Origin of the sequence: Deinococcus aquaticus (assembly GCF_028622095.1) — a bacterium.
Classification (GTDB): Bacteria; Deinococcota; Deinococci; order Deinococcales; family Deinococcaceae; genus Deinococcus; species Deinococcus aquaticus.
This window is the reverse complement of record NZ_CP115165.1, coordinates 321187-346074: the sequence shown is the minus strand read 5'-3', so window position 1 is coordinate 346074 and position 24888 is coordinate 321187. Positions and strand designations below refer to the sequence as shown.

The 24888-nt window shown below is 68.6% G+C and carries 22 protein-coding genes and 1 tRNA gene; 12 read left to right on the top strand and 11 right to left on the bottom strand.

What is annotated here, in order from left to right:
• Positions 1 to 277: 277 nt before the first annotated feature.
• The 4 genes from M8445_RS01670 to M8445_RS01655 form a co-directional block, all read right to left on the bottom strand.
• Positions 278 to 1414: an AI-2E family transporter gene (locus M8445_RS01670; RefSeq protein WP_273989214.1), complete on the bottom strand. Its 1137-nt coding sequence runs from the start codon at positions 1412 to 1414 to the stop codon at positions 278 to 280.
• A gap of 167 nt (positions 1415 to 1581) precedes the next feature.
• The gene (locus tag M8445_RS01665) at positions 1582 to 2685 is read right to left on the bottom strand and encodes a helix-turn-helix domain-containing protein (RefSeq protein ID WP_273989213.1); all 1104 of its coding nucleotides are present in this window, start codon (positions 2683 to 2685) and stop codon (positions 1582 to 1584) included.
• A 54-nt stretch (positions 2686 to 2739) separates the two neighbouring features.
• Positions 2740 to 3654: an ABC transporter permease gene (locus M8445_RS01660; RefSeq protein ID WP_273989212.1), complete on the bottom strand. Its 915-nt coding sequence runs from the start codon at positions 3652 to 3654 to the stop codon at positions 2740 to 2742.
• A complete protein-coding gene (locus M8445_RS01655) occupies positions 3654 to 5633 on the bottom strand; it encodes an ABC transporter permease (RefSeq protein ID WP_273989210.1) in 1980 nt (659 codons plus the stop codon). Before M8445_RS01655 ends, M8445_RS01660 begins: the two co-directional genes overlap by 1 nt.
• Before the next feature lie 227 nt (positions 5634 to 5860).
• Between M8445_RS01655 and ndk the strand changes: the two genes are divergently transcribed.
• Positions 5861 to 6277, top strand: coding sequence for a nucleoside-diphosphate kinase (gene ndk / locus M8445_RS01650; protein WP_273989209.1), 417 nt, complete (start codon positions 5861 to 5863; stop codon positions 6275 to 6277).
• Positions 6278 to 6480: 203 nt separating this feature from the next.
• Positions 6481 to 7551, top strand: a complete 1071-nt coding sequence (locus M8445_RS01645; RefSeq protein WP_273989208.1) for a GGDEF domain-containing protein — start codon at positions 6481 to 6483, stop codon at positions 7549 to 7551.
• A 25-nt stretch (positions 7552 to 7576) separates the two neighbouring features.
• On the opposite strand, the gene M8445_RS01640 is transcribed toward M8445_RS01645, so the two are convergent.
• On the bottom strand, positions 7577 to 8122 hold the full coding sequence (locus M8445_RS01640) for a hypothetical protein (protein ID WP_273989207.1): 546 nt from the start codon (positions 8120 to 8122) through the stop codon (positions 7577 to 7579).
• Positions 8123 to 8199: 77 nt separating this feature from the next.
• On the opposite strand from M8445_RS01640, the gene M8445_RS01635 reads away from it, so the two are divergent.
• The 4 genes from M8445_RS01635 (at position 8200) to M8445_RS01620 (ending at position 11689) form a co-directional block, all read left to right on the top strand.
• Positions 8200 to 8532: a hypothetical protein gene (locus M8445_RS01635; protein ID WP_273989206.1), complete on the top strand. Its 333-nt coding sequence runs from the start codon at positions 8200 to 8202 to the stop codon at positions 8530 to 8532.
• A 125-nt stretch (positions 8533 to 8657) separates the two neighbouring features.
• On the top strand, positions 8658 to 9461 hold the full coding sequence (locus M8445_RS01630; protein ID WP_273990800.1) for a nitroreductase family protein: 804 nt from the start codon (positions 8658 to 8660) through the stop codon (positions 9459 to 9461).
• Positions 9462 to 9542: 81 nt separating this feature from the next.
• The gene (locus tag M8445_RS01625) at positions 9543 to 10439 is read left to right on the top strand and encodes an aldo/keto reductase (protein WP_273989205.1); all 897 of its coding nucleotides are present in this window, start codon (positions 9543 to 9545) and stop codon (positions 10437 to 10439) included.
• A gap of 185 nt (positions 10440 to 10624) precedes the next feature.
• Positions 10625 to 11689, top strand: coding sequence for a type III polyketide synthase (locus M8445_RS01620; RefSeq protein ID WP_273989203.1), 1065 nt, complete (start codon positions 10625 to 10627; stop codon positions 11687 to 11689).
• A 75-nt stretch (positions 11690 to 11764) separates the two neighbouring features.
• Here the strand turns inward: M8445_RS01620 and M8445_RS01615 are convergent, their stop codons facing one another.
• The 4 genes from M8445_RS01615 to M8445_RS01600 form a co-directional block, all read right to left on the bottom strand.
• On the bottom strand, positions 11765 to 12094 hold the full coding sequence (locus tag M8445_RS01615; RefSeq protein ID WP_273989202.1) for a hypothetical protein: 330 nt from the start codon (positions 12092 to 12094) through the stop codon (positions 11765 to 11767).
• A gap of 153 nt (positions 12095 to 12247) precedes the next feature.
• The gene (locus tag M8445_RS01610; RefSeq protein ID WP_273989200.1) at positions 12248 to 12742 is read right to left on the bottom strand and encodes a heme-binding domain-containing protein; all 495 of its coding nucleotides are present in this window, start codon (positions 12740 to 12742) and stop codon (positions 12248 to 12250) included.
• 180 nt (positions 12743 to 12922) lie between these two features.
• Complete coding sequence (locus M8445_RS01605; RefSeq protein WP_273989198.1) at positions 12923 to 14854, bottom strand: heavy metal translocating P-type ATPase; 1932 nt, start codon at positions 14852 to 14854, stop codon at positions 12923 to 12925.
• Between the two features lie 434 nt (positions 14855 to 15288).
• Positions 15289 to 16143 (bottom strand): hypothetical protein, encoded by an 855-nt coding sequence (locus M8445_RS01600; RefSeq protein WP_273989197.1) that lies wholly within the window; start codon positions 16141 to 16143, stop codon positions 15289 to 15291.
• A 199-nt stretch (positions 16144 to 16342) separates the two neighbouring features.
• On the opposite strand from M8445_RS01600, the gene acnA reads away from it, so the two are divergent.
• Positions 16343 to 19054, top strand: a complete 2712-nt coding sequence (acnA, locus tag M8445_RS01595; protein ID WP_273989196.1) for an aconitate hydratase AcnA — start codon at positions 16343 to 16345, stop codon at positions 19052 to 19054.
• A 108-nt stretch (positions 19055 to 19162) separates the two neighbouring features.
• Here the strand turns inward: acnA and M8445_RS01590 are convergent.
• Positions 19163 to 19286, bottom strand: a tRNA-OTHER gene (locus M8445_RS01590).
• Positions 19287 to 19579: 293 nt separating this feature from the next.
• On the opposite strand from M8445_RS01590, the gene M8445_RS01585 reads away from it, so the two are divergent.
• Together M8445_RS01585 and M8445_RS01580 are read left to right on the top strand one after the other, a co-directional pair.
• On the top strand, positions 19580 to 19819 hold the full coding sequence (locus M8445_RS01585; RefSeq protein ID WP_291431046.1) for an HNH endonuclease: 240 nt from the start codon (positions 19580 to 19582) through the stop codon (positions 19817 to 19819).
• Positions 19820 to 20118: 299 nt separating this feature from the next.
• Positions 20119 to 21333, top strand: coding sequence for a S8 family serine peptidase (locus M8445_RS01580; protein ID WP_273989194.1), 1215 nt, complete (start codon positions 20119 to 20121; stop codon positions 21331 to 21333).
• Between the two features lie 58 nt (positions 21334 to 21391).
• Here the strand turns inward: M8445_RS01580 and pilC are convergent, their stop codons facing one another.
• Complete coding sequence (pilC, locus tag M8445_RS01575) at positions 21392 to 22612, bottom strand: type IV pilus assembly protein PilC (protein ID WP_273989193.1); 1221 nt, start codon at positions 22610 to 22612, stop codon at positions 21392 to 21394.
• A 105-nt stretch (positions 22613 to 22717) separates the two neighbouring features.
• Between pilC and M8445_RS01570 the strand changes: the two genes are divergently transcribed.
• The 3 genes from M8445_RS01570 (at position 22718) to M8445_RS01560 (ending at position 24852) form a co-directional block, all read left to right on the top strand.
• Complete coding sequence (locus M8445_RS01570; RefSeq protein WP_273989192.1) at positions 22718 to 23347, top strand: L-threonylcarbamoyladenylate synthase; 630 nt, start codon at positions 22718 to 22720, stop codon at positions 23345 to 23347.
• The gene (gene scpB / locus M8445_RS01565) at positions 23344 to 23898 is read left to right on the top strand and encodes an SMC-Scp complex subunit ScpB (RefSeq protein ID WP_273989191.1); all 555 of its coding nucleotides are present in this window, start codon (positions 23344 to 23346) and stop codon (positions 23896 to 23898) included. The genes M8445_RS01570 and scpB overlap by 4 nt, the downstream gene beginning before the upstream one ends.
• Positions 23899 to 24090: 192 nt before the next feature.
• Complete coding sequence (locus tag M8445_RS01560) at positions 24091 to 24852, top strand: DUF4388 domain-containing protein (RefSeq protein ID WP_273989190.1); 762 nt, start codon at positions 24091 to 24093, stop codon at positions 24850 to 24852.
• Positions 24853 to 24888 lie beyond the last annotated feature (36 nt).

Sequence of the window (24888 nt, the reverse complement as noted above, 5' to 3'; positions counted from 1 at the left end):
GGGTTTTGTGTTGTCATACGGACTCCGATGGAATGGTTTGCAAAAACCGTTCCATCCGAGCGGATGCGAGTGGGAGTAAAGCGGGTTCCGGACGTGGAGTTGGCAACTCGGCACAGCACCGAGTTGCCAACGAAACAGACGGAATCCGTATCAGCCCAGGCTGCCCGGCGGCGTGAGGGCTAGGCTCCCGAGCCGGTTGCTTGCGGTAGGTGGGAATGGCTGCAGGGCCAGGACATGCATCTCCTGGCCCTGCTGCTGTGCGGCAGGCCGGTCCTCTCTATGGCCCTTCGTTGTAGATGCGGCTGGTGTAGTAGTACTTCTGCATCAGCAGTTTGCCCAGTGCCACGGTCGGCACGGCCAGCAGCGCCCCCACGAAGCCCAGCAGACTGACTCCCACCAGAATGGCGACCAGGACCGTGACCGGGTGCAGGTCGGTCGTCTTGGAGAGAATGTAGGGGCTCAGGAAGTTGCCTTCGATCTGGTTGGCCAGCACGAAGATGCCCACCACCAGCAGGATTTTCAGCAGCGCGCCGGGCAGGGTCAGCGCCAGCAGGATGGCCGGGAGCGCCCCGATGATCGGCCCCAGGTACGGCACGATGTTGAACGCACCCGCCAGGAACCCGATGGCCGCCGCGCTGGGAATGCCGATGATCGTGAGCCCCAGCCATACGAACACCCCGATGAACGTGGCGATCACCAGTTGCCCGCGCACGTACCCGCCGACTGCTGTGCCGATCAGGTCACTGACCTCCAGCACGCGCGGCTGCCAGGGTCGCGGGAACAGGCCCAGCAGGGTGGCGTTCACGCGGCTGTAATCGAGCATCAGGTAGATGCTCAGCAGCAGGATCAGCAGTACCTGCCCCACCACGCCCCCGATGGACAGCAGGCCGCTGAGCAGCGACCCGGTGGAACTCAGGCCGCGTTGCAGGATCGGCATGAGGTTCTCCCCGAGGTTCTGCACGTACTTCTGCGCCGCGTCGATCAGTTGCGCGCGCGTGTCGCCCAGGCCCGGCACGCCCAGGCCCGTCAGCCAGCGGGTCATGCGGTCCAGGGTGTCGCCCAGCGTGCCAATCTGCTCCGGGAGTTTCTGCAGGAGCGTCACGAGTTGCCCGGATACCGTCGCCAGCAGGACGCCCGCCAGGCTCAGCAGGGCCGTGAAGACCAGCACCACGAAGAACACGCCCAGGCCGCGTTTGACCCGCCCGCGCTCCAGCCAGTTCAGTAGCGGATTGGCCAGGTAGGCGATCAGGAAGGCCACCGCGAAATCGACCAGCACCGAGCGGATCTGCCCGCTCAGGGCGTACATCAGGTAGGCGGTCGTCAGGAAGACGATCAGGCGCACCCAGGGACTCCGCCAGGCGTACTGGAAAGCGTTGGGTGAGGAGGTCGCCGGCGGCAGGGGAGAGGGAGTCACAGTCCTCACAATCTACGCCATGCGCCGGCAGCCGGAGCGGCCTGGAGGGGTTGCCTGTTCAGGCCGCGCGCCGGGTCGTACCCCGGGCCTGGACAGCAGCGGGGGCGCACCCGTTCCCGTGGGGCGCCCCCTGATGCGGACTGCGTCTGTTCATCCGCTCGGATGGATCAGAACTGGCGGGTCACGACCTGCCCGGCCTGACCGAGGCTGGCGGCGGCCGCGCCGTTCACGCTGACCTTCACGACCCCGGCGTTCCCGGTGCGGATCGTCACGCCTTTCGGGAAGCCCTTGACGCTCCCGGCGGGCGGGGTGCCCTCGAACAGCACGCGGCCCGAGCCGTCGGTCACGCGGGTCCAGGCGGCGCCGGTGAAGGTGACGTTGACCGCCTGAGCTGCCGGGGTGGCCGCCGGTTTCGCCGCTGCGGCGGGAGGCGTGGCGGAGGGCTGGGTGGTGGGATCGGTTCCGGCAGGTGTCGTGCCGTTGGTGGTGCCGGCTGCTGGCCTGGCGGCCGGTTTCGCGGCGGCTCGGGCGGCCGCTGCCTGATCGGCGGCCCGTTTGGCCACCAGGTCCGTCAGGGTGCTGCTGGCCGGGTTCAGTTGCGCGCGCAGGTTGCGGCTGCGGCTCAGGTCCACTGTCTGCTTCAGGGGGGCGCGGCCCGTGAATTCCACGCGCAGTTGCGCGTTCGTGCGGGCGTCGACCGGGAAGGACTTGACGGGCGTGACGCCCAGGTCGCGGTTATCCAGGTACACCTGCGCGCCACTGGGCACGCTGCTGACACTCAGGCGGACCGTCACCACCGGGGCTGGGGTCGGCTCAGCTGCGACCGGCACTGCCGGGGCCGCACTGACCGGCGAGGGTTTCAGGAACGCGCTGTACGCGTAGTACCCACCGGCCCCGAGCACGATCAGGGCCGTCACGGCCGCTGTCAGCATCGCAGGATTGCCGGTACGCGCCCCACGGGAAGAGGCGCTGCCCCCGGTGGTCGTGGCCGCCCCGGTAGCGCCCTTGAAGGCCGGGCCACGCAGGGTCTGCGAGGCGTCGGCCGGGACGCTCCGGTCGAATTCGGCCAGCAGCGGGGCCGGGTCGAGGCTCAGTTCCCGCGCGTACCGTTGCAGGTACGAGCGGGCGAAGGTCCGTTCCGGCAGGAGACTGGTGTTGCCTTCCTCCAGGGCCTTCAGGTAATCCCCGCGAATCTTGGTTCGCAGGGCCACGTCCTGCGTGGTGAGCCCCTGGGTTTCACGGGCCTGTTTCAGCGCGGCGCCAAAGCTCATATCCGTTACCCTACACGCTTCCGGGCGGCGGCGTGACGTCCGGTCTGCACGGCCTCAGCCTTCATACGGGGTTCCCAGGGCCTTGGGCGCGCGGCTGCGGCCCGTGAAGATCAGCGCGAGGATGGTAATCAGGTACGGCAGTGCCTGCACCAGCGTGGGAGGTAGGATGTCCTCTCCGCCCAGCACGATGCTCAGGGCCTGAAGCAGACCGAACAGCAGGGTGGCGGCCAGCACGCCCAGCGGTTTCCACTGCCCGAAGATCAGCGCGGCCAGCGCAATGAAGCCCCCACCGGCACTGATGTTGCGCACGTATGAGTCGAGGTTCCCGATGCTCAGGAACACCCCGGCCGTCCCGGCCAGCACGCCGGAGAGAATCACGGCGCTGTAGCGCATGCGGCGCACGTTCACGCCCATGCTGGCCGCCGCGCCCGGCTGCTCGCCCGTGGCGCGCAGCCGCAGCCCGAACGGCGTGCGGTACATCACGTACCACGTGACGGCCACCGCCAGGAACGCGAAGTAGACGGGCGGCGAGAAGCGCAGTTCTCCCACGCCCCACAGCGGCAGGGCCTGCTCGACCTTGGGGCTCTCGTTCGACACGCCGTACAGGGCGGTCAGCAGAACGGCGGGCACGCCGCTGGCCAGCAGGTTGATGGCCGTGCCGCTGATCACCTGGTTGGCGCGGTACTTGATGCTCAGGACCGCGTGAATCCAGGCGATCAGGCCGCCGACCAGCATCCCGAACAGCCAGCCTGCCCAGGGGGCGGCGGCGCCCAGCGAGGGTTCCAGCAGTTTGGTGCTGACCGCCCCGGCCAGCGCGCCGAAGATGATCAGGCCGTCCAGGGCGATGTTCACCACGCCGCTGCGCTCACTGAACAGGCCGCCCAGCGCGGTCAGCAGCAGCGGCACCGTGCTGCGAATAAAGGTGGCCAGGAAGGCCGTGGTCAGAAGTTGATCGAACACACCGTCCATTACTTGTCACCTTCCCGTTTGATCTGTTCACTGCTCTGAGCCACGTTCGGCAGCGGCGTGCCGCGTTCCAGGTGGGCGGCCGAGGCGTCCAGGCTGGCCTGCGCGGTCTTGCCGGTTCGGTCCGCTTCCGCGACCAGTTGAGGGGGTGGGGGGTCGGTCACGCGCCGGCTCAGGAAGCCGCCGGCCGCGATGAACAGCACGATCAGGGCCTTGAGGATGGTCACGATGTCGTTACTGACCTTGTCGAGTTTCTGCTGCACGTTGATGCTGCCGGTGTCGATGGTGCCGAACAGCACGCTGGACGCCACCACGCCGGCCGGGGTGCTCTGACCCATCAGCGCGACCGCGATCCCGTCGAAGCCCACGTTGACCGGGGTGTTCAGGGTCAGGCGGTACTCGTTGAGCGCCCCGCCGTTCACGTAGTGCGTGCCGGCCAGACCCGCGAACGCCCCGGCGATGGTCATGGCCAGGATGGTCCCGCGCGCCACGCTGATCCCGCCGTACTCGGCGGCGCGGGGGGACAGGCCCACGGCGCGCAGGGCGTACCCGGTCGCGGTGCGCCACATCAGCGTGCCGAACAGCGCCACGCAGGCCAGGGCGATCAGGAACGATCCGTTCAGGCGGCTGCCGGTCACGTCGACCGGAATGCCGATCCGCCACGTCACGGCGGCCAGCACGGCGGCGGCGACCCCGGCGATCAGGGTGCCGTTTTTCACGCGGCCCCGCAGCAGCACGCGTCCCGCGAAGAACACCACGGCCGCGACCAGCAGGCCGATACTGACGGCCGTCTGCCCACTGCCGCCCACGTTCAGTAGGTCCAGCAGGGGCGGCAGGCGCGACCCTTCCTGCAGCAGTTCGCTCTGTGGGTTCGAGCCCTCAGCCTTGAACGGCTGGGTGTACGTGCGGCCCAGGAACGGGAACGACTCGCTGCCGATCATGAACACGAAAATCGACGACGCGACGTAGTTCAGCATGATGGTGTTGATGACCTCGCTGGACCCGAAACGCGCCTTGAGCAGGCCCGGAATGGCCCCCCACAGCGCGCCCCCGGCCGCGGCGGCCAGCACCGACAGGGGCAGCAGGCCCCAGCCCAGGCTGGCCGGGCCGTACACGCCGACCAGCATCGCGCCGATGGCACCCATGGTCAGCTGACCCGGCGCGCCGATGTTGAACAGACCCGTGCGGAACGCGAACGCCACGCTCAGGCCCGTGAAGATCAGGGGCGTGGCGATCTTCAGACTGTCCAGCAGCGGCCCGAACGCCGTGACCGGCGCGAACAGCGTGGAGTACACAAAGTACACCAGGTCGGCTTTCGCCATCCAGCCGTTCCAGAGGGTCAGGGGCAGGCCACTCTCGTTCACGGCGGGCTGCACGATCAGCACCACGACCGCCCCGACCAGCACGGCCAGCCCGATGGCGGCTGCCGGCACCAGCAGGCCGCGCAGGCGGTTGAGCACAGCCCACGCGCGACTGGACTGGCTGAGGCCCGCACCGGCCGCGATCAGGCCCGCCAGGGCCGGGAGGAACAGGCCCAGGTTCATGCCGCCGCTGCTGTAGAAGTTCCGCAGCTGCCGCTTGGCACCGGGACGCAGGGCCGTGTCGGCCGAGATGCGGTTGATCTCGTCGTTCAGTGCGCCGCCCAGCGTGAACACGGCGGCCACGGCCAGCGCGAAGGCCAGCAGGCCCGTGAGCCAGAACCAGCGCTGCCGGGTCACGGCCCCGGCCAGCGTGGCCACCAGCGAGGCGAGCGTGGCCCAGGCCAGCGCCACCACGGTGGCCGTGGGGGGAAGAGGAGCGTCCTGACTGGACGACAGGTTCATGACGGAACCGCTGATATGCAGCAGAATGGCGTCGGCGCTGAATCCGCGGCCCAGGGTGGCCAGCGGAGCGAGCAGCATCCCGGCAATGGCCACCGCGCAGGCAATCAGCGCGATCCGGGCCGCGTCCCCGGAGGGGCGTGAGTGAGAAACGTGGGTCACCGGAGCATTGTACGTGGTTCAGACAACTTCAGGACACCGGCGCTCCCACTGTGGTGGGGGAGCGTTGCGGGGGAAGCGGCGGTCCCACCCGCGTCCCGGGGCCGCGCACCAGGGTCGCCGCGCAATCACCGGCGGGCCGCACGTCCACCCCCCCGCTGCCCACACCCGCAGCGGCCGGGACGCGCGCCCCCACAGGACTGCCGCCGCCTGCTATGCTCCGGGGCAGTATGGAACGCACTTTTGCCATGATCAAACCCGACGGCGTCCGCCGTGGCCTGACCCCCGAAATTCTCGCCCGCATCCAGCGCAAGGGCTACCGCGTGGTGGGCCTCAAGCAGATGGTCATTGCCCGCGAAACCGCCGAAGCGCACTACGGCGAGCACAGCGAGCGCCCCTTCTTCGGTGAACTGGTGGACTTCATCACGGGCGGGCCCGTGGTCGCCATCGCCCTTGAGGGCGAGAACGCCATCGCCGGCTGGCGCGGCATGATGGGCGCCACCAACCCCGCGAGCGCCGCGCCCGGCACCATCCGCGCCGACTTCGCCACCACCATGGGCGAGAACGTCACGCACGGCAGCGACAGCAGCGAGAGCGCCGCGCGCGAACTGGGCCTGTTCTTCGCCGAGGGTGAACTGCTCGCCTGAGCAGTCCTGCCCCGCACGCGCCCCGGCTGGCATGACTGGCCGGGGCGCCGCTGTATCATCACGCCGAACCCCCCCCCGCCCGCTTCCCCTTGTTTCCCGGCCCCCTCGCCTCTGCCTCTGCCGTCCCCGTTTTCTTCTGCGTTGCCACCGGGCCGACTGGACTTCACTGCCCATGAGTGATCCCGCATGACTGGAACCGACGCATGACGCCCCGCGCCACCCCCGCCCAGGCCGCCCCACCCACCTCCACCCTGACGCAACGACTGCACCGCAGCCGCCTCGTCGCCGTGTACATCGCCAGTTTCGCGTACGTGCTGTACGCGGGCCTGACCGCCATGATCGACCCGCCGCCCGACGGATTCCCGGTCGGGTACCAGATTCCCAAGTACTGGGCGGTACTGGTCTCACTGACCACCGCGCTGGCCACGCTGATCTTCCCGCACCGCGTGCAGGCCATCTACGCCGTCACCAGCGTCGGGTACCTGATCGTGTCGACCAGCGAGATTCCGCGCGCCATCGGCTGGGGCGAGATGCCCATGCACCTGACGCTGTGGCTGATGCTGAACGTCATCGTGTCGTACCTGGTGTTCGGATCGCGGTACGGCACGGCCGTGAACATCCTCAGCGTGGCCGTCATGATGGCCAGCGTCCTGCTGAACGGCCCCATCGACCCGCCCAACATGGTCGACTGGACCACCGCCAGTATCGCCATCGGCACGGCGGGCCTGCTGGCCTACACCCTGACGGCCTTCATCGAGAAGAACCTCGACCAGCACCACATGGACAGCGAACGCCTGCGCGCCGCCCGCCTGGACGCCCTGACCGAGGTGTACGGACGCGGCGCGATCGAGGAGGAATTCGAGCGGGCGCTGGACGCCGCGCGCCGCAGCGGCACGCCCCTGAGCGTCATCGTGACCGACATCGACCACTTCAAACGCGTGAACGACGAGCACGGCCACGTCGCCGGGGACGACGTGCTGCGCGCCTTCGGCAAACGCCTGCGCCGCAGCGTCAGCAGCGGAGGCGGCCTGGTCGGACGCTGGGGCGGAGAGGAATTCATCGTGTTGTTGCCCGGCGTGGCCCGAACCGACGCGCACGCCATCGCCGAGCGCCTGCGCGGCGAGATCAGCGCGGAACCCGTGGCGGGCCTGACCATCACCGCCAGTTTCGGCGTGTCCAGCCAGCGGGACGCCGACACGACCACCAGCATCTTCAACCGCGCCGACAGCGCCCTGTACGACGCCAAACGCTCGGGCCGCAACGCCGTGCGCTGACCCGCCGCGCGTTGAACCCTGGCCCTCAGGGCTGCGAGAACGCGCCCAGCAGCGCCGGTTCCACCTGCGTCGCGTATGACCGGGTCAGGATCTTCAGGTCGCTGCGGCGCGTGATGATCACGGTGTCCCGCAGGCGTGAAGCTGCCGCCGGACGCAGCCCCGGCCCCTGTTCGGTCTTCACGGCCGTGGCGTCCGGCCCGGCCAGGTCCTGCGCCGTGAAGCCCGGACCCTGAATTTCCAGCATCCAGGTCATGGGGCGAGCGTCACTGTCGTACTGGATCGTGACGCGCCGCGCGTCGAACGGCACCTTCTTCTGCCAGACAGCGCGGCGCAGCCCGCCCGGCACGCGCGCCTTGTCCTGCGACTGTGCGTCGAACGACCCGGTTGCGGTGAACAGGACCCGCGCCACCAGATCCTCGCCGCCCGCGCCCTGACCGCCCGCCGCGCCGCTGCCGGCCTGTACGCCCGGCTTGCAGGCCACCAGCAGCGTCAACGCCAGCAGCGCGGGCAGCAGGGCCGGCATGTGGGCCGCGATTCGGGAAGCGGGCGGGCGGCAGACAGGGGCGTTCATACGACTGAAGCTACACCCGCACGCACGGGGCATCTGCCCGCCCCGCCGCCCCCGCGCACCCGGTATGGTGGCCGGGTATGGCCCCGCATCAGGTTGTGCTGCTGCTGACCGGCGCGCTGCTGGCCGCCCTGCTGAGCCTGGGCCTGTCCCTGCAACGCCGCTGGTGGGCGGGTGTGGGCCGCGCGCCCCATCACGTCCTGTTCTTCCTGGTGTGCGCGGGCGTGACCATCAGCGCGTGGCTGGCGTGGCAGGCAGGCGCGGCCGCCTGGGCGCTGCTGCCCGCCCTGATCCTGCTGCTGAGCATGCCCCGCACCCGGCCCGGCCGCGCCGACCACTGGCAGCGGGCGCTGGCCTGCGCCGCCGCGTTCCTGACCGGCGCGCTGATCGCGTGGGGCGTACCGGGTCGCTGAGGCCGGTTGGCTGATGCCGGGTGTTCTAAGCTGCGAGCATGAGTTCTGCCGATTCCACCCCCGAGAGTGCCGTGCAGGCGGCCCTGCAACAGATGGCCGCGCCGGACGCCGCGCTGATTCGCGGCATGCTTAACCGCCGCACCACCAACGGCCCGTTCCGCCCGGACCCGGTCAGCCGCGAGCATCAGCACGTGCTGATGCGCGCCGCGCAGGCCGCGCCCAGTCACTTCAACTCTCAGCCGTGGCGGTTCGTGCTGATCGAGAACCCGCAGACCATCGCCCGCATCGCGCAGATCAGCGGCGAGAGCATGACGGAACTGATCGAGGCCGGGGTGTTCTTCGAACGCTACCGGCGGTACTTCCGGTTCAGCGAGGCCGAGATGAACGAGCGGCGCGACGGCATTCACATCGATCACCTGCCCGGCCCGCTGCGGCCCTTCACGCGCCAGATCTTCAGTGACGCGGGCCTGAAACTCATGCGGCAACTCGGCGTGCCGAAAAAACTCGGCGAGGACAACCGCCGGCTCGTGGCGGGCAGCCCGCTGCTGCTGGCCGCGCTGCTGGACAAGGGGGAGTACCGCCCCGGTGAACTCAGCGGCTTCTACAGCGTGTTCGGGTTGGGCGCGGCCGTCGAGAACATCTGGAACGCCGTGGGCGCGCTGGGCATGGGCATCCAGTTCGTCAGTACGCCAATGGAGATCCCCCGGCAGTGGCAGGCCATCGGGGAATTGCTGCGCGTGCCACCCGACCTGGAACTGATGGCCGTGTACCGCCTGGGGTACCTGCCGCCCGAGCAGGCGCGGCCCAGCATCGACTGGAGCAGCCGCCACCGCAAGCGCCTGTCGCAGTTCGTGTCACGCGACACCTGCGACGTGCCCGAGGCCGACAGCGCCGGGCAGGACCAGTCGGCAGGAGAGACCACCCCGTAACGGCCCTTCATGTTCCCTTATCGCAACTGCCACACGGCGCGTGGGTACGCGGCGCAGAATGCCTCCCTGGAGGGCAAGACCATGACCGACACCACACCCAACGCCGCGCAGAGCGGCACCTTCAAGATCGGCGGGGATCTCAGCGTCAACCGCCTGGGCTTCGGCGCGATGCGCGTCACGGGCGACGGCATCTGGGGCGACCCGACCGACCGCGAGGGCGCGCTGGCCACGCTGCGCCGCCTGCCGGAACTCGGCGTGAACCTCATCGACACCGCTGACAGTTACGGCCCGGCCGTCAGTGAGGAACTGATCCGCGAGGCCCTGCACCCCTACGACCGCGTGATCGTCGCCACCAAGGGCGGCCTGACCCGCACCGGCCCGAACGTCTGGCCGCCCGTGGGCCGCCCCGAGTACCTCAAGCAGCAGGCGCACCTGTCGCGCCGCCGCCTGGGCGTGGACGTCATCGACCTGTGGCAACTGCACCGCATCGACCCGAAAGTGCCCCGCGACGAGCAGTTCGGCGCGATCAGGGAACTGATGGACGAGGGCGTCATCCGCCACGCCGGGCTGTCCGAGGTGACCGTCGAGGAGATCGAGGCGGCCCGCCGCGTGTTCCCCGTGTCCACCGTGCAGAACCTGTACAACCTCGTGAACCGCAAGAGCGAGGACGTGCTGGACTACTGCGAGCGTGAGAACATCGGCTTCATGCCCTGGTTCCCGCTGGCCGCCGGGAACCTCGCCCGCGACGGCAGCGTGCTGGCCGACGTGGCCGCCCGCTTGAACGCCAGCCCCTCGCAGGTCGCGCTGGCCTGGGTGCTGCGCCGCAGCCCCGTCATGCTGCCCATTCCCGGCACCGGCAAGGTCGCGCACCTCGAGGAGAACGTGGCCGCCGCCGCCCTGACCCTGACCGACGAGGACTTCCGCGCCCTCGACGAGGTCGGCCAGCAGGAGTGGGCTAGTCAGGCGAAGCAGGACTGAACGCCGCCGCACGCGCCGCCCCCTCCTGTGCGAGTGGGGCGGCGTTGTTGTGACGCGCCTCACCGTCCGCCGCGCGGCGCGTTCCTGAACCCGGCTCCTTTTCTGAAGCACAGGCCAGGGTCGCGCCACGCCACATGGGCGGCCCGGCACGTTCACAAAGCGCGCCGGAACGGCAGAATGCCCGCATGTCCGTTCCTGCCCTTCCGGCCCTCCGTTCCCTGGTGACCGGCACGCCACCCCACCTCACCCCGCAGTCGGCGGTGCAGGAGGCGGCCCGCACGCTGTTTCCGCGCATGGCGGCCCGGCCCTCGCTGCTGGACGTGTTCGGGAACGCGCAGATCGAGTCGCGGGCGCTGGCGCGGCCCCTGGAGTGGTACCTGAGTCCGCGCGGATTCGCGGAGAAGAACGCCGTCTTCATCGAGGAGGCCCGCACCCTGACCCGCCGGCTGGCCGCGCAGGCACTCGCAGAGGCGCAGGTGGACCCGAAGGACGTGGACGCCGTGATTGTCGTGAACACCAGCGGCCTGAGCACCCCCAGCCTGGACGCCGACCTGATCGGCGCACTCGGCCTGAACCGCCACGCGGCCCGCATGCCCATCTGGGGCCTGGGCTGCGCGGGCGGCGCGGCCGGACTGGCCCGCGCGGCCGACCTGATCCGCGCGGGCTTCCGGCGGGTGCTGTTCGTGGCGGTGGAACTGTGCAGCCTGACGCTGGTCAAGGGTGACGAGTCCAGCAGCAACTTCGTGGGCACCGCCCTGTTCGCCGACGGTGGCGCGGCCCTGGTGCTGACCGCGACGGACGTGCCCGGCCCGCCCGCGCTGGCGCACCTGCACGGCGCGTACTCCACCCTGATCGAGAACAGCGAGGACATCATGGGCTGGGACGTGGTCGACGACGGCCTGAAAGTCCGGTTCAGCCGCGATATTCCCGCCCTGGTGCGCGGCATGATGCGAGGCAACGTCAGAGAAGCCCTGGCCGCCCACGGCTGGCCGCGTGAGGACGTGAGCACGTTCGTGGTGCATCCGGGAGGCGTGAAGGTCCTGGCCGCCTACGAGGAAGCGCTCTCGCTGTCCGCCGGGGCGCTCGACAGCAGTCGCCGCGTTCTGCGGCAGTACGGCAACATGAGCAGCGTGACCGTGCTGTTCGTGCTGGCCGAAGTCCTGCGCGCCGCGCCACGGGGCCGCGCCCTGCTGAGTGCCATGGGCCCCGGCTTCAGCGCCGAACACGTCCTGCTGGAATTCCCCGCGTAACGCCCGGAGGCCCCAGCCATTCACACAGAAGGGAGGCCGGATCGCGGTGATCCGGCCCCCCTGTGAGCGTTCGTGTCAGCTGCCCTCGTTGCCGTCCACGGTTTTCTCGGGGTGTGTGGCGGCGCCGCTGGCGGGCAGGCCGTCCTTCATGCCGCCGTAGGTGCTGGGGTTGGCGTCCTGGCCGGTGTTGTCGGCGGCGCGCGGGTCGGTGGTGCTGCTCACCTGCTGCGCGATAGACGCGTCCGCTCCGGCGTCCGCGTTGGCGTCACTGACGCCCGTGTACTGCCCCTCGGTGATGGCGTCACCGGGGTTCTTGGGGGTGCCGGTATTCCACTGCGCCGCGTCGTTGATGGTGTCCTGCGAGACGTTCGCGTGCGCCTGACCGTTCGGTTTGCCTTCTCCCATGTCATGCCTCCTGCCCCGCCCGAGCGGAGCGACTGAACTGAATGTGTCGCCGCCCAGCCTAGGCCCCCGTGGGTCGCCGCCGGGTGGGCGCGGCGTTCACCTCTTCTTGTGACCGGCCCCGCTTCTTGTGACCGGAGCGGGGTGCCCAACCGGTCAGCGGGTTTCGCCGTCGCCGTCCTGGCTGCCTTCCTGCTCGCCCTCCTGCTCACGGCCGAAGGTGGCGTTCAGGCCGCTGGCCAGCTGCTGGCGTTCCGTGTCCGTCAGGCGGGCGTTCGGGTGCAGGGGCGGGTAGGTGGGCTCGGGCATGCTGCCCTCCTCGACCTCCTGCCCGGCACGCCCGGCATCTTCACCGAAGCCCGTCACGTTGATGTCGAACCGGCTGCGGCCCTCGTCCACGTGCCGCTGCACCAGCCAGGACACCGGGGCCACGTTGCTGTACCAGGGCCACACGGTCGCGTGACTGTGGCAGTCGGCGCAGGCACGCGTGAACAGCGCCTCGGTCTGGGGGCTGTCCCATCTGGGCGTGGCCTGCACGGGCGGGTTGCTGTGCGCCCGGCCGTACGGGACCAGCTGAATCAGGACGAACAGGGCCAGCAGGCCCAGCAGAAGGCGGGGCAGCAGGGAGCGGCGGGCGGGGTTGAGTCTCATGGCATCCTCCGGTGAATGTGCCTCAGCCTCCGCGTTGCGGGGCGGGCGCGGATGTGGCGCGACTTGCGGGATTGTTGGGAGGGGCGGGCGCGTGCGCTACGGGTCTGTGAGGTGCGCCCTGGCTTCCGGTTCGTAGGGGGTGACCCATCCACTCCCTGCTTCCTGCTGCCCACTTCCTCCTTACAGCCGGTGGCGCAGCAGGCGCAGGCCCATGAACACCACGAACACCGTGCCGCCCTCATGGGCGATGACGCCCAGCGGCAGCGGCACTTTGCCCGCCACGGCCAGCGGCGCGACGATCAGGATCACGCCGAACGCGAAGACCAGATTGGTGATGACGGTGCGCCGCGCGTCCCGGGCGAGGCGGACGGCCCCGGCCAGTTTGCCCAGGTCGCTGCGCATCAGGACCATGTCGGCGCTCTCGATGGCGACGTCGGTGCCCGACGCGACCGCGATGCCCAGGTCGGCGCGGGCCAGGGCGGGCGCGTCGTTCACGCCGTCCCCGACCATGGCGACCCGGCCCGCGCCGGGCTGCGCGCCCAGTTCGCCGATGATGCGCAGTTTGTCCTCGGGGAGCAGTTCGGCGCGGTACTCGTTCAGGCCCAGTTCGGCGGCCACGGTCTGCGCGACCTCCTGGCGGTCCCCGGTCAGCATGACGGGGTGCGTGATGCCGCTGGCGCGCAGTTCGGTCAGGGCCTGCGCAATGCCGGGGCGCAGGGCGTCGGCCACGCCCATCACGCCCAGCACCTGCGGGCCGCGCCCGACGATCACGCTGCTGCTGCCCTGGCTGCCCAGTTCGGTCAGGGCGGCGTGCTGCGCGGCGTTCAGGGCCGCGCCGTTCCGCCCGGCGAGGCGGGTGTTTCCGGCCCACACGACCGCGCCGTCCGCGCCGCGCGCCTCGATACCGTGACCGGGAATGGCCTGCGCGTCCTGCACGTGCTCGGGGGTCACGCCACGCTCACGGGCAGCCGTCACGACGGCCTGCGCGATGGGGTGTTCGCTGTGCGCTTCCAGTCCGGCGGCCAGGGCCAGCGCGGCCCCCTCGTCGTCCGCCACAACCCGCGTGAGGGTCATCTTCGCCTGGGTCAGCGTGCCGGTCTTGTCGAAGGCGACGGTACGCACGTCGGCCAGGGCGTCCAGCGCGGCGCTGCTCTTGAACAGCACGCCTCCGCGCGCGGCGGCGGCCATGGCCGAGAGCATCACGGCCGGGGTGCTGATCACGACCGCGCAAGGACTGGCGACCACCATGAAAGTCATGGCGCGGTACCACGCGGTGTCCAGGCTCAGGCCAAAGCCGTAGCGCAGCAGGGCGTACACGGCCGGCACGGCCAGCAGAACCGTCAGGGCGTAGGGGCTCTCCCAGCGTTCCGCGAGGCTCTCGGTGCGGCTCTTCTGCGTCTGCGCCTGTTCCATCAGGCCCACCAGCCGCGCCAGGGTGCTCTCGCCGGCCGGGCGGATCACTTCAGCCTGCACGCTGCCGTTCAGGTTCACGGTGCCCGAGGCGAGTTCCGCGCCCGGCGCCTTGTCCACCGGGACGCTCTCGCCCGTGATGGGGCTCTCGTCCACGCTGGTCTGGCCGCGCGTCACGCGGGCGTCGGCGGCCACGCGCTCGCCGGGCCGCACGACCAGAATGTCCCCGATGCGGATGTCGCCCAGTTCGCACCATTTCTCCTGCCCGCCGCGCAGCACGGTCGCGCCCTCGGGATTCAGGTTCATCAGGGCCTGGATGGCGCTGGACGTGCGGCCCATCGCCCAGTCCTGCAGGGTGTTACTCAGCGAGAACAGAAAGAGGAGGATCGCGCCGTCCGCCGCCTGCCCGATGCTGGCCGCGCCCAGGGCGGCGAGGACCATCAGCAGGTCCACGTCCAGTTTGCGTTCCACGAACAGGCTGCGCAGCGCCTCGCGCCCGGCGGGAATGCCGCCTGCCAGGAACGCCAGGATGTACCCGGCCCACATGATGGCCGGGACGCGCAGCAGGAATTCCCCGGCCGCGCCGGTCAGCAGGCCGGCGAGGGTCAGGGCGGTCAGGGTCACGGCGAGGCGCAGTTGGGGCGTCAGGGTGAAGCGCGGCGCGGCGCGCTGGGGGGTGGTGTTCAGGGTCTGGGTGGTCACGGCGGGGCCTCCGGGGAGTGGGGGAGAGGATGACAGCGCGAGAACCTTAACAGGAATGATTCTCAATAAGCGTCATTCTATCCCGCCGCCATCCACAACTCAACGCAGAACACCCACCGGAATGCTCGGGTATCGCCCCGCACGCCACACCCTGCGCGCCCACGGACGGCCGCCACGTTCCGGCCCGGCCAGCCCGGCGCACACGCGATACGGACTCTGGTTGAATGGTTTGCACAAACCGTTCAACCAGAGCGGAGCGAGTGGGAGCAAAGCGGGTTCCGGGCGTGGAGTTGGCAACTTGGCGCCTTTCCAAGTTGTCAACGAAACAGACGGAATCCGTATGAGACCGGCACACACGCGAGAACTACAGACAGGGGTGCACACGAAACCGCCTGCCCACAGAAGGGGCAGGCGGCGCAGGTGCAGCCGTCCGGTTACCGGACTTCGGCGGCCAGATTCAACGCGGCTTTCTTCAGGGTCACGGCTCCGGCCCCGGCGGCCAGGACTTCCCCGGTGTGGCCGTCGACCACACGTGCAACGGCGCGCACGGCCCCGCTGCCGTCGGGTTCCACGACCAGTTCCAGCCGCTGGCCGGGCCCCAGGTTCTGCGCGGCGTGGTTCAGGACCCAGTCGGCCCAGTTGATCTTCTCGGGTTGCGGGGCGTTGGCCCTGGCTTCCTGCTTCTCGCGGTACGCCTGGGTTTTCTGGTCGACGTGCGTGCGGATCACCTCGAAGCGTTCCGGGGTGCTCAGCGAGCCCATGGAGACCTCGTCGCCGCTGTCCGGGTGGTGCACGGTGGCGTCCTCGTTCAGTTTCTTCACGACGCTGGCCATGATGCGGACCTCGGCGGCGTCCGGCACTTCCCACGGCAGGTCGCTTTCCGTCCCTGCTGCCGTCTGTGCCGGGGCGGGCGCGGCCTGCTCGACCAGCCGGGCGACCACGCGCTGCTGCTCGGGTTCGAGGTCCGTGACGATCTTCGCGGCGGCCCGGAAGGCGCGGGCCTGCGCCTCGTTTTTCGGCTGGATGCCCAGCGGTTCCAGCACCCTGGCCACGTCCGCCGCGTCGATCAGGCGACCGGCCTGCGGGGCGGTGAACCCCCAGCGGTCTTGCAGGTACGCCTCGAAGGACTCGTGCGTGGCGAGGAAGAATTCGTTGTCGCGGATTTCGGACAGGGCCTGCCCGGTGCGGCGGAAGTCGCGCAGGCCGTCGCGGACGGTCTGTTCCAGGGAGGTCAGGCGGGCGCGCTGGTGCGGTTGGAGTTGGGTGGACGGTTGGTTGGGGTCGCTCATGCAGGGGAACCTCGCAGGGAAGAGAATGCCCGTGAACGATACCAGAGCCGTCTGCCGGGCAGGCGACTCCCCGCGCAAGCTGTTGTCCCCATGGGGGTAACGGCTGCGTGGCTGTGCGTGCCTGCCCCGGTAACGCCCACTCAGACACCCTTCCCGTATGATGAAAGCACCGCCCGGAAACGGGCAAGGAGGAACACACATGGCGATGAACCTGTTCGGCGCGCGCGATACGCTCACCACGCAAAGCGGCCAGAAGCTCTACTACTACAACCTCAACAAACTCCAGGAACAGGGCTTTGATATCAGCAAACTCCCGGTCAGCATCAAGGTGCTGCTCGAAAGCGTGCTGCGCGAAGCGAACGACTACGACGTGCGCCGAGAGGACGTCGCCACCGTCGCCGGGTGGAAACCCGTCAACGAGGAAGTCGAGATTCCCTTCAAGCCCGCCCGCGTGATCCTCCAGGACTTCACCGGCGTGCCTGCCGTCGTCGACCTGGCCGCCATGCGCAGCGCCATGGTCAAACTCGGCGGCGACCCCAGCAAGATCAACCCGCTGATCCCCGTGGACCTCGTCATCGACCACTCCGTGCAGGTCGACGAGTTCGGCACCGACTTCGCCCTCGCCAACAACATGGCCCTCGAATTCGAACGCAACCGCGAACGCTACGAGTTCCTCCGCTGGGGCCAGCAGGCCTTCGACAACTTTGGCGTCGTGCCCCCCGCCTCGGGGATCGTGCACCAGGTCAACCTGGAGTACCTCGCCAAGGGCGTCCAGAGCCGCCCCGAGGATGACGGCGTCGTCGTGTACCCCGACAGCCTCGTCGGCACCGACAGCCACACCACCATGATCAACGGCCTGGGCATCGTCGGCTGGGGCGTCGGCGGCATCGAGGCCGAAGCCGTCATGCTCGGCCAGCCCATCTACATGCTGATGCCCGAAGTCATCGGCTTCAAGATCACGGGCGCCATGCCCGAAGGCGCCACCGCCACCGACCTCGCGCTGCGCGTCACCGAGATGCTGCGCGCCAAAGGTGTGGTCGGCAAGTTCGTCGAGTTCTACGGTGCGGGCCTCAGCAACATGACCCTGCCCGACCGCGCCACCATCGCTAACATGGCCCCCGAATACGGCGCCACCATGGGCTTCTTCCCCGTGGACGACGAGGCGCTGCGCTACCTGCGCCGCACCGGCCGCCTGGAAACCGAGATCGAACTCGTCGAGGCGTACTACAGGGCCCAGGGCATGTACCGCACCGACGCCACGCCCGATCCCGTCTTCACCGACACCATCGAACTCGACCTGGGCACCATCGTCCCGTCCCTGGCCGGCCCCAAACGCCCCCAGGACCGCGTGGACCTGTCCGGCATGCACAGCGTGTTCAACGAAGCCCTCACCGCGCCCGTCAAGGCCCGTGGCTTCGAATTGCCCGCAGATAAACTGGATGCCCAGGGCACCATCACCGGCACCGACCTCAAGATCGGGCACGGCGCTGTCACGCTCGCCAGCATCACCAGCTGCACCAACACCAGCAACCCCAGCGTCCTGATCGCCGCCGGCCTCGTCGCCAAGAAAGCCGTCGAACTGGGCCTGGACAGCAAACCCTGGGTCAAGACCAGCCTCGCCCCCGGCAGCCGCGTGGTCACCGAGTACCTCGAAGCCGCCGGCCTCCAGACGTACCTCGACCAGATCGGCTTCAACACCGTCGGCTACGGCTGCATGACCTGCATCGGCAACAGCGGCCCGCTGCCCGAACCCACCGTGGACGCCATCAACGAAGCCGACCTCGTCGTCGCCAGCGTCCTGAGCGGCAACCGCAACTTCGAAGGCCGCGTCAACCCGCACATCAAGGCCAACTACCTCGCCAGCCCGCCCCTGGTCGTCGCGTACGCCCTGGCCGGCACGGTCGTCAACGACATCGTGAACGACCCCATCGGCACCGGCAAGGACGGCCAGAGCGTCTACCTGCGCGACATCTGGCCCACCACCAGCGAAATCCAGACCGTCATGGACAGCGCCATCAACGCCGAAATGTTCCGCAAGGTCTACGACGGCATCGAGAAGAGCAACCAGGACTGGAACGCCATCCCCGTCGCCGAAGGCGCGCTGTACGACTGGAAGGAAGACAGCACCTACATCCAGAACCCCCCCTTCTTCGACAACCTCGCCGGCGGCCCCAGCGACATCGTCAGCATCGAAGGCGCCCGCGCCCTCGTGAAAGTCGGCGACAGCGTCACCACCGACCACATCAGCCCCGCCGGCAGCTTCAAGAGCGACACGCCCGCCGGTAAGTTCCTCACCGACCGCGGCATCCTCCCCAAAGACTTCAACAGCTACGGCAGCCGCCGCGGCAACGACCGCATCATGACGCGCGGCACGTTCGCCAACATCCGCCTCAAGAACCAGCTCGCCCCCGGCACCGAAGGCGGCTTCACCACCGACTACACCACCGGACAGGTCAGCAGCATCTACGACGCCTCGGTCAACTACAAGGCCAGCAACATCCCCCTGGTCATCTTCGCCGGCAAAGACTACGGCATGGGCAGCAGCCGCGACTGGGCCGCCAAAGGCACCTTCCTGCTCGGCGTCAAGGCCGTCATCGCCGAGAGCTTCGAGCGCATCCACCGTTCCAACCTGGTCGGCATGGGCGTCCTGCCCCTCCAGTACAAGAACGGCGAAAGCGCCGACAGCCTTGGCATCACCGGCGAAGAAACCTTCGACGTCATCCTCCCCGGCGACCTCAAACCCCGCCAGGACGTCAACGTGAAGATCACCGCCAAGGACGGCAGCACCCGCACCATCACCGTCCAGTGCCGCATCGACACCCCCGTCGAAATCGACTACTACAAGAACGGCGGCATCCTCCAGACCGTGCTGCGCGGCATCCTCGCCAAAGGCAACGAAGTCAAAGCCTAAGCCTGACCTTCTGACGTGAACGAGCCCCGCCCGGGAAACTGGGCGGGGCTCGTTCAATGATGTGATCTGGAAGAAAAATCAGTGCCCCCCGAACAAGGCGCACCGCTCCAGGACGTAAGGGATTCGAACCCTTGAGCCCTTGACGGACTGGATGTCCTCCACCACTGACCCTGTGTTCGCGCCGCCAGTGGTTTCACAGGGACATCCACCTTCAACCGCTCAGTCAACGCCCATCACCATCATGCCAGACGAGGACAACCACCGTTTCCAAACCTGCGGCTGTGTAGGGCTTGAGGGGTGAGTTGGGCCGCAACGCTGCGTACACCCCTCCGCCCCTTCGGGGCACCTCTGCTCCGCAGCTCTGCGAGTCCCCTTAAAAGGGAGGCAGGAAGGATCAGGCTTCGGTCGCGCGCGCTATGGTGTGCGGATATGGGTCGTAAGGATCGGGAGCAGGCGAGTTGGGTTGAAGACACCCAGGTGCAGAAACTGGAGGAGTGCGTGCTGTGCGGGCGTGAAGCTCCGAGCATGACGGATCATCACCTCGTGCCGAAATCGCAGGGGCGGCGGCAGGGCGTGAAACTGGGCGAGATCCCGACCGTGAAGATGTGCGCCGCGTGCCAGGGCTTCCTGAGTAAGACGTTCAGTAACGCGCAGCTCGCGAACGAGTTGAACACCGTGGAGGCCATTCTGGCGCGTGACGAGGTGCAGAAGTTCGTGAAGTGGGTGCAGAAGCAACCGCTGACGAAAGGCGTGCGCGTTCACTGATCCGGCGGGGTGGCTGCCGGGGTGACGTTCAGGGTTGATGGAGGCGGTTCAGACCCGCGTCAGGGTAAGGGTTTATACGCTGGGGCATGCGTCTGCCTGTGCCCGTGCTGTGTGCTGTAACCGCCTCGCTGCTGCTGTCGGCCTGCGGAGGAGGGGGCGGTGGAACGATCACGCCCACCCCGGTGCCGGTGCCAGCGCCGACACCCACCCCGCCGGCCCCAACTCCGCCCGCACCGACTCCGCCCGCACCGACTCCGGTCCCGATCTGCGCGCAGTCGGTCGGCGGTGAGGGGGCCAGTGTGCAGGGAATTCAGGGTGGTGCGGCTGGTCTGACGGCCAGCGTGGGCGCGCCGGACTGGAGTGCGCCGCACGTGCCGGGGCGGGTGCTGCTGCTGGGCACGGACTCCCTGGCGGCGCAGTCCGTGACGACCCTGTCGGGCGTGGTGACGCAGGCGGTCACGGACGGCGTGCGGCTGGCCTTCACCCCGGCGGGTACGGATGACCGTACGTTTGCCGTGAAACTGGAGCGGGCCGGCCTGCGCGCCCAGCCGGACTTCCTGTACGCGCCACTGGCGAACCCGAACGATCCGGGCGTGCCGGGGAACGCGGGCGTGCCGGTCGCGGAGGTGGGGTCGTTCACGCAGTCGTACCTGACGCGCGTGCGCGCCCCGCAGGCCTGGACGTTCCTGCAGGGCTGCGGAAAAACGCCGGTCGCGGCGAAGACTGCCATCCTGGACTCGAAAGTAGAGGCGGGTCACCCGGACCTGACGGGTCGCGTGGCCGGCAGTGCGTCGTTCCTCAGCGCGGAGTCGGGTGGGTCGGATACCAGCACCGGGCACGGAACGGCGTCGGCGGGACTGGTGGGTGCTGCCACGAACAACGGACGGGGCGTGGCGGGTGTCACCTGGAGCGGCCCACTGCTGGCCGTGGAAGTGCTGGGGGCGGCGGGTGGCAGCACCAGCGACCTGGCGCGCGGCCTGAACGAATCGGTGCGGCAGGGTGTGAAGGTCATCAACATGAGCCTGGGTCTGCCCGGTGATCCCGGAGACGCTGCGCTGGCTCAGGCCCTCACGAGCGCCGCGAAGAGCGCCGTACTGGTCGCCGCCGCCGGGAACACGGCCGGGGACGGCGTGTACTACCCGGCCAGCCACCCGGACGTGATCGCCGTGGGGGCCGTCGCGCAGAACGACGGGCAACTCGCCTGTTACAGCGCCCGCCCCAGCGCCGCCCGGCCCCGCGCGCTGAACATCGTCGCGCCGGGCGGCGCCGGCAACTGCACCGGGGCCACGAACGCCACGCAGATACTGATCCTCGCGCCCGGCGGCGGGTACACCCTGGGCGCAGGAACCAGTTTCGCCGCGCCACTCGTCAGCGGAGTCGCCGCCCTGATGCGCGCCGCAAACCCCGCCCTGAGCGCTGCTGAAACGAAGGCCCGCCTGCTGGGCAACGTCAACAGTGCTGCCGGGCAACCCCTGCTGGACGCAAACGCCGCCATCCGCGCCGCCACCCGCTGACAGCAGAAAGGGACGCGCTACGAACAGTGCAGCGCGCCCCTCGGAGCATCAGCTGAATTTACTGACTGAGCTGGCCGATGATGGCGAACATCGGGAGGAACATCCCGGCCACGATGGTGCCCACGATGCCGCCCAGGAACACGATCATCAGCGGCTCGATGGCGGCCGTCATGCTGTCCACCGCCTCATCCACTTCGCGGTCGTAGAAATCACCGACCTTACCGAGCATGTTGTCCAGCGACCCGGTTTCCTCGCCGATGGAGATCATGCTGACCACCATGGGCGGGAAGACCTTGCTGGTCGCGAGACTGGAACTCATCTGCTCACCGACCATCACGACGTTCTTGGCGTTCTCGATGCTTTCCTCGACTTGCGCATTACCAGCTGTGCCCTTAGTTATTTCAAGACTCTCAATTATATTAACGCCACTGCTGATAAGTAGACCAAAAGTGCGAGCAAATGAGGCAATGGCACTTTTCTGCGTTAGGTTTCCGAAAACCGGTAGGCGCAACTTGATATCATCAATAACGAAGCGGCCTTTAGTTGTCTTATAATAGGCGCGATAGGCAAAAACGATAACGATGTTGGCTGCTATGAGAAACAGCATGGAATTTTGCAAAAAATCGGAAATAGCAACCAGCATGCGCGTGATGAAAGGCAGGGGTGCGTTCATCTGAGCCAGGATTCCAGCGAACTGCGGCACGATAGTGGTCAGCAGGAAGTAAGTGATTAGAATGGCGAAGACAAGTACCACGACCGGGTAGGTCAGTGCGCTCTTGATCTTGCCGCGTAGCGCCAGTTCCTTTTCTTGGAAGTCTGCAATGCGTTCCAGCACCGAGTCGAGCGTGCCGCTGGTCTCGCCGGCTCGGACGAGGTTCACGTACAGTCGGTTGAAGATCCTGGGGTACTTGACGATGGCTTCACTCAGTGGCGTGCCGGATTCCACATCGGTGCGCATGTTCTTCACGACTTTCTGGAATCCCTTGTGCTCGATCTGTTTTTGCAGGATCGCCAAGGACTGCACCAAGGGAACCCCGGCGTTGATCAGCGTGGCAAGTTGTTTACTGAAAATGGCCACCTGCTTGAGGCTTGGCGGTCTGTTGTCCAGGAAGGGAATGCTGATATCGGCGTTCATGCCCGTTTTGGGGGCCTTGATCTCGACGATCATCAGGTTCTTGGCGCGCAGGGCGTCCCGGACCTGGTTGGCCGTCTCGGCTTCCATCTGGGATTTCAGCACCTTTCCGGAGCGGTCACGCACTCGGTATTCGAAGACGGGCATATCTGATCAGTATAGTCTGTGAGTCTTTCGCTGACCTTACAGGTCCGGGGGTGCGCCCGTTGCATGGGGCGTTCCCGGTGGGGGCGGCGGCGCGGAGATCCGATCATGAATGAACAGCAGCAGAATGGTCCGGGCGGCAGGCCTGCGTGGTGGGCGGCGGTGGCGGAGGCGGCGCGGGTCCTGCGCGGCGGCGGTGTGATCGCGTACCCCAGCGAGACCGTCTGGGGACTGGCGGCGCATCCGGACCGGCCGGACGCTGTGCGGCGGCTGTATGACCTGAAGGGGCGCGCGGCGGATAAACCCGTGCAGGTGTCGTGCGTGGACGTGACGGCCGCCCGCGCCCTGATCCGGCCAAGTGCGGCGTTCGAGCGGCTGGCCCCGTTGTGGCCGGGCCCGCTGACGCTGGTGACCCCGGCGTCGCCCGCCTGTCCGGACGAGCTGGCCCCCGGCGGACGGGTGGGGGTGCGCCTGCCGGACCACCCGGTCGCGCGGGCGCTCCTGGCCCTGGTGGGAGGCACGCTGGCGACGACCAGTTGCAACCCGAGCGGCCAGGAGGCGGCCGTGACGCACGCGCAGGCGCTGGCGATGGGACTGGGCGACCTGACCCTGCCGGACGGCGGGCAGGGCACGCTGGGCCTGCCGAGCACCGTCGTCCTGCTTCCCGAGGGCCGGGTCCTGCGGGCCGGGGCGGTCAGTGAAGAGCAGATTGTGGCCCTGCTGCGTGGACCGGCGTGAGCGGCCCGGAGCGGCCACCAACCGGCGCGGGTCCGGACGCCCTGATCGGCGCGGCCCTGATGGCGGCCGGGCGGCCCGTGCAGGTGCGGGAACTGGCGGGCGTGCTGGGCATCCCGGAGGACGCGGCGCTGCGGCAGGTGCAGGCTTTCGCCGTGCGGCTGGACGCCGCGAACCTGGGCTTCACCGTCGAGGCGGTCGCTGGCGGGTACCGGCTGGTCGTGCCGGCCACCCTGTCCGGTCAGCTGGCCCCGCTGCTGGCCCCGCCGCCCCTGCCGGCCCTGAGTAGCGCGGCGCTGGAGGTGCTGGCCGTCATCGCGTACCGGCAGCCCGTGACGCGCGCCGAGATTGAGGCCATGCGCGGCGGCAGCGCGGGTACGGTCGTCACGTTGCAGGAACGTGAACTGGTGAAGGTCGTGGGCCGCTCGGAGGCCGTCGGTGGGCCGCTGTTGTACGGCACCACGGAGCGGTTCCTGCTGGAATTCGGTCTGCGCAGCGTGGATGACCTGCCGCCGCTGGAGAACGCGAACTTCTCGCACCTGCTGCGCAGCTGAGCGCCGCACCTGAGTACAGCGGGTCGGCCGTTGATGGACGGGACCGGGCGGCGCAGGAGAGGGCCTGCCTGGGGGCGGCCAGCGGGGTGGGGGGACCTGCACTTGCCCGGCGCTCCCGGATGAGCGAACATGAGGGCAGGGGCGCTCGCCGCCACGACGGGAGGACGTGATCACGCTGAACGCCACGCACGCATGACCAGATCCACCTCCAGCCTCGATACCTTCGATTTTCTGGAACTGCTGTACCTGCTGACCGAGCAGGGCCGGACGGGCGTGCTGTACGTCTTCCGGACGGACGGGCAGTTTCAGGCGTGGCTGGAAGCCGGGCGGGTCCGGCACCTGCAATTCGGGCCGGACGAGGGCGTGCAGGCACTCGTCCGCCTGATGCTGGACCCCAAGGGCCGCTTTCACTTCGATGAGGGCGTCACGCATGGCAACCCCCGCCTGGACAACACCCTGGACGAGGTGACCCTGGAGGCGCTGGAAGCGCTGCCGTTTCAGGACCTGCCGTTCGACGGCCCGGCGCGCGTCACGTCGCCGCAGCGGGTGGGCCGCATGCGCTGGAGCCTCAAGGAACTGGACGTCCTCAAGCAGATCGACGCGCAGAAACCCGTCTCGGAACTCACGCAGGACCCCGAAGCGAAACGCATGCTGCTCAAACTGTTCCGCATCGGCCTGATCGTGCCCCGCAAGACCCGCGTGGCCCGCCTGACCATCACCATCACGCGGCAGGTGCAGGGCGTGGCCCTCGTGGACGAACTGATCTTCAAACGCTGGAAGGAAGACATCGTGCGCCACCCCCAACTCGTGGCCCTGAAAGCCGACGACGGACAGGTATACACCCTGCCCGTCCGCATGTCTGCCAACCTGACCAACCAGATCATGATTCCTGCCGACCTGCTCGTCCGCACCACCCTGCGCGCCGGCGACAGCGTCCTGGCCAAACCCGTCTGACGAGTGGGAACGGGCCGGAGCGCCATACGGTCCGGC